The organism is Streptomyces sp. YS-3 (assembly GCF_045257485.1).
Classification (GTDB): Bacteria; Actinomycetota; Actinomycetes; order Streptomycetales; family Streptomycetaceae; genus Streptomyces.
The window spans coordinates 1-4,374 of sequence record NZ_JBJHPC010000588.1 but is presented as its reverse complement, the minus strand read 5'-3'; the positions used below and the strand labels follow the sequence as shown (position 1 = coordinate 4,374).

Genomic DNA, 4,374 nt, shown 5'->3' with positions numbered 1-4,374 from the left:
CCCCCGGCCTCCCCCAACTCCGCACCGCTTACCGTCTGTTGCGACGCGTCTCCACGCTCACCGCCCTCGGGTACTTCGTCCTCTTCCTCCTCCTCTCCGGGTACGCCCCGGGCCTCCTCTCCCGGCACGTGTCCGGTGGGCTCACCGCCGGACTGCTGCTCGGGATCTGCCAGTTGCCCGTGACGCTGGCCGCGACCGCCGTGTACGAGTGGACCGCCCAGCGGACCGTCGACCCGCTCGCCGCCGCGCTGCGCCACCGGGCCGCGCAACGGCCCGCACACGCCCGCCGGTACACGGACGGAGACCCCCGATGACCGGATTCGCCTCCGACGCCCGGGCGATGTCCCTGGTCGCGTTCATCACGGTGATCACCGTGACCCTGCTCCTGTGCGTGATGACCGCGCCCGACCGCGACGACCTCGGCGAGTTCTACACCGGCTACCGCTCGCTCTCCCCGCTGCGCAACGGCCTGGCCATAGCCGGGGACTACGTCTCGGCGGCCACCGTGCTCAGCACCGTCGGGGTCATCGCCCTGACCGGCTACGACGGTCTCGTCCTCACCCTGAGCACGGCTCTTTCGCTGGTGCTGCTGATGTTCCTGCTGGCCGAACCGCTGCGCAACGCGGGCAAGTTCACCATGGGCGACGCGTTCGCGCGGCGGGCGCCCGGGCCCGCCGTCCGGGTCACCGCGTGCCTGGTCACGCTCGCCGCGCTGCTGCCGCTGATGGTGGTCCAGCTGGCCGGCGCGGGTGACCTCATCGCGTTCGTCCTGGGCTTCGACACCGCGCGGTTCAAGACCGGCTGCGTCGTGATGCTCGGGCTGCTGATGATCGGTTACGCGGCGATCGGCGGTATGAAGGGCACCGCGTTCATCCAGGCGGTCAAGACCGTCGTCCTCGCCCTCTCCTCGCTGACCGTCGCCGCCCTGGTCCTGAACCGGTACGGCTGGAGCCCCGGGCGGCTGCTCGGCGAGGCGGCGCGGGGCAGCGGCGCGGGCCCGGCGTACCTCTCCTCCGGGCTGCAGTTCGGCGGCGACGCGCTGGACATGGTCAGCTCGCAGCTGACGGTGGTGATCGGCGCGGCCTGTCTGCCGCACATCACCATGCGGATGTACAGCGCCCGCAGCGCCCGCGCGGTGCGGCGCTCGCTCTCCTGGGCGGTCTCGGCCGTCGTGGTGATCTGCTTCGCGCTCATCGTGATCGGCTTCGGCGCGGCGGCCGTCGTCGGCCGGCGCGCCCTGACGGCGGCGGACCCGCAGGGCAGGACGTCCATCCTGCTGACCAGCCAGGCGCTCGTCGGCCCGCACGCCTCGACCGCCGGCACCCTGCTCTTCACGGCGGTCGCCACCGCGATCTTCATGACGCTGCTGGCCTCCATCTCCGGGATGACCCTGGCGTGCGCCAACTCGCTCGCCCACGACCTGGTCGCCCACGCGGTACGCGGCCGGACCGGAGTACGCGACGCCACCGAGACGAACACGGCGCGGGTGGCCGCGCTCGCCGTCGGCGTCCCGGCGATCGCGCTGGCGACGGCGGCCCAGAACCACAACCTCCAGCCGCTGGTCACCCTCTCGTTCTGCCTGGGCGCGTCCGCGCTGGCCCCGGCCCTGATCCTCAGTCTCTTCTGGCGCCGCTACACCCGGGCCGGGCTGCTGTGTACCCTGATCGGCGGCACGCTCTTCACGGTGGTGGTGATGACGGGCACGAAGCTGGTGTCGGGCTCGCCCCAGTCCGTCTTCCCCACCCATGACTTCAACTGGTTCCCGTTCACCACGACCGGCATCGTCTCCATCCCGTTCGGCTTCGCGGTCGGCTGGCTGGGCACGGTGCTCAGCCGCCGCGACGTCTACGCCCAGCGGCAGCGGTACGAGGCGGTGGAGGGCTGGATCCTGGCGGGCGCGAGACGCTGACCCCGCACCCCGGGGGCCGGGCCGCGCGCGCCGCTCTCCGGCCCCGGCGGCTCAGCCCTCCGCCGGGGCACGTCCCGTCAGACCCGCCAGACTGCTGCGTACGTGCGCCATGTGCGCGACGGCCTCCTCCCGGGCCTGGGCGTGCTCCCGCAGCACCCGCTCGGTCTCGCGCCCGATGCGCTCGGCCCGCACCCGGGCCGCCGCGACCAGCTCCGCGCCGCGCGCCTCGGCGTCCTCCTGACCGTGCCGGGCCGCCTCCCGCTCCTCGGCGAGGGCCCGCTCCGCCTCGGCGAGGGCGGCTTCGGCCCGGGCGGTCAGCTCGGCCTGCCGGGCGTCCAGCTCGGCCTGCCGCGCGGCCGTCTCGCGGTCCAGGGCCTCGAAGCGCTCGGTGTGCTCGCGCTCCTGCTCGGCCCGGGCGGCCCCGGTCCGCTCGCGCACCTCGCGCAGCGCGTCCGCCGCCTCGGCGCGCCACTCCTCCGCCTCGGCACGGGCCTGCTGCCGGTGCTCCTCGGCGCTCGTCCGGGCGGTGAGCAGCAGGCGCCGGGCCCGCTCCTCGGCCTCCGCGCGGACGGATTCCGCGTGGTCGCGGGCGAGCTCGCGGGCCCGGCGCCCGGCCGAGTCGGCCGCGTCGCGCACGGCCGCCTCCTCCTCCTGGGCCGCCGCCCGTACGGCGTCGGCCTCGTCGACCGCCAGGGCGTACAGCTCCTGGGCCCGGCCGCCGAGCGACTCGTACGACTGCGGGCCCAGCGCCGCGACCCGGTCGCGCAGGGCGGCGGCCTCCGCCTCCATGCGCTTGGCGAGGACGGTGAGCCGTGCCGCGCGCTCCCAGGCGGCGTCGCGCTCCTCGCCGAGAACGCCCAGCTGTCGGTCCACTTGGTCGGTCCGGTAGCCCCGGCCGCCCCGTACGACGGCGAAACCCCGGGGCGGCTGCGGTGGTTCGGGCGCTGCACTCATGTGACGTCCTCCGACTTCTTCGACCTCTCCGAACACGACGCGATCCGGCCACATCCTGCTGGATCACAGCGAAGTGGTCATAACGCGACACTCCGCCCATCCGTAACGGCCAAGGATGCGTCAATTGCCGTCAGAACCGGAAGCCGTAGAGGAACGGCCGCCGGAAAGGCGACGAGGCGCCCGCCGCGCGGTGCGGCGAACGCCTCGTCATATCAACGCACTTACCTACGTACGTATACGTACGCTTCCCGCCGCCGACTCAGAGCAGCCCGTCCCAGAACTGCTCCAGCAGCACCGACCACCAGCTCTCCGGCGAGGCCAGCGCCGCCGGGTCCAGGGCGGCGAGCTGCGCCTGGAAGTCGACCGTCCAGCGGCCCGCCTGCTCGGGGTTGAGCCCGTAGCGCAGCCGCCACATCCGGCCGAGCAGCGCCATGCACCGGACGAACTCGGGCAGCCCCGAGTTCACGAACTGCGGCGGCACGGACTGGCCCCCGGGGCCCGCCTCCACCGGCACCGCGACGATGTTGGCGGTGCCGTACTGGACACAGATCGCCCGGCCGAAGTCGGAGCCCATGACCAGGTACGAGCCCGCGTCCGGGGCCGCCTGCACCTGCCGCTGGGCGGCGAGCTCGGCGAGCGTGGGGACCGGCTGGCCGGGCACGGCCTGCGCCCAGAAGAACGGACCGAAGTCCACCGGCAGCCCCGCCCACACCAGCGTCACCGCGACCGCCTCGGGCACGCCCTGGCGGGACACCGCCCGCTGGTCGAAGCGGAACACGCCCTGCGGGCCGAAGGCACCGGCCAGCTCGTGCGCCACGCCCTCCGGAGGCAGCGGCGGCGCGGGCTGCACCTGCGGCAGCGGCGCGCGCACCGGCTGCGGCCGGGCCGGACCGTCCGCGACCTGCGCCAGCTCGCCCTGGTGGGTGAGCAGATGCTGGACGCCCTGGCGGCGCGAGGCGTGGTCCGTGCCGTACGGGGCGACGGAGGTGATCCGCACCTGCGGCCAGGTCTCCCGGATCATCCGCGCGCAGTACCCGCCGGGCAGCTCGCACGACGCCAGCTCGGTGTGCAGCTCCAGGACATGGTCCGGCGGCACGTTCATCTGGCGCAGCTCGTGGAAGATCTGCCACTCGGGGTGCGGGATGCCGGGCGCCGAGCGCCGGATGAGCTGCTGCTCGGAGCCGTCGGCGGCGCGGTAGCGCAGCACGGCCTGGTATCCCGGCCCCACGGTCGGCACCCCGGTGGGCTGCTGCGGGTAGCCGTACGCGGGGGGCTGCGGGGGCTGCGGCGCCCCGGGCCCCATCTGCGCGGGCCCGGCGAGCATGGTCGCGGCGTGGTGGACGCCACCGGGCCCGGCGGGCGCCCCGGGCGGCCCGGGAGGCTGGGGCGCGCCGGGCCGCCCACCGGCCCCCAGGTGTCCGGGGTCGGCGAACATGGTCGCGGCGTGGTGCGCGCCGCCGCCGGCCCCGGGCACCCCGGGGGCGCCGGGGGGCTGCGGCGCGCCGGGCACC

The 4,374-nt window shown here is 75.0% G+C and carries 4 protein-coding genes; 2 read left to right on the top strand and 2 right to left on the bottom strand.

Features of this window, described 5'->3' with window-relative positions; translation table 11 throughout:
- Together ACJA3G_RS31300 and ACJA3G_RS31295 are read left to right on the top strand one after the other, a co-directional pair.
- The coding region (locus ACJA3G_RS31300; RefSeq protein ID WP_406556414.1) for a DUF485 domain-containing protein at positions 1–314 on the top strand (314 nt) is incomplete at its 5' end.
- Complete coding sequence (locus ACJA3G_RS31295) at positions 311–1,909, top strand: cation acetate symporter (protein WP_406556413.1); 1,599 nt, start codon at positions 311–313, stop codon at positions 1,907–1,909. The genes ACJA3G_RS31300 and ACJA3G_RS31295, both read left to right, overlap by 4 nt.
- A 51-nt stretch (positions 1,910–1,960) precedes the next feature.
- Here ACJA3G_RS31295 and ACJA3G_RS31290 read toward each other — a convergent pair whose 3' ends face one another.
- Positions 1,961–2,863, bottom strand: a complete 903-nt coding sequence (locus tag ACJA3G_RS31290; protein WP_406556412.1) for a cellulose-binding protein — start codon at positions 2,861–2,863, stop codon at positions 1,961–1,963.
- Between the two features lie 259 nt (positions 2,864–3,122).
- The coding region (locus ACJA3G_RS31285; protein ID WP_406556411.1) for an SUKH-4 family immunity protein at positions 3,123–4,374 on the bottom strand (1,252 nt) is incomplete at its 5' end.

Coding starts and splice junctions, on each gene's coding strand:
- ACJA3G_RS31295 (WP_406556413.1), top strand. CDS start 311: ATGACCGGATTCGCCTCCGACGCCCGGGCGATGTCCCTGGTCGCGTTC.
- ACJA3G_RS31290 (WP_406556412.1), bottom strand. CDS start 2,863: ATGAGTGCAGCGCCCGAACCACCGCAGCCGCCCCGGGGTTTCGCCGTC.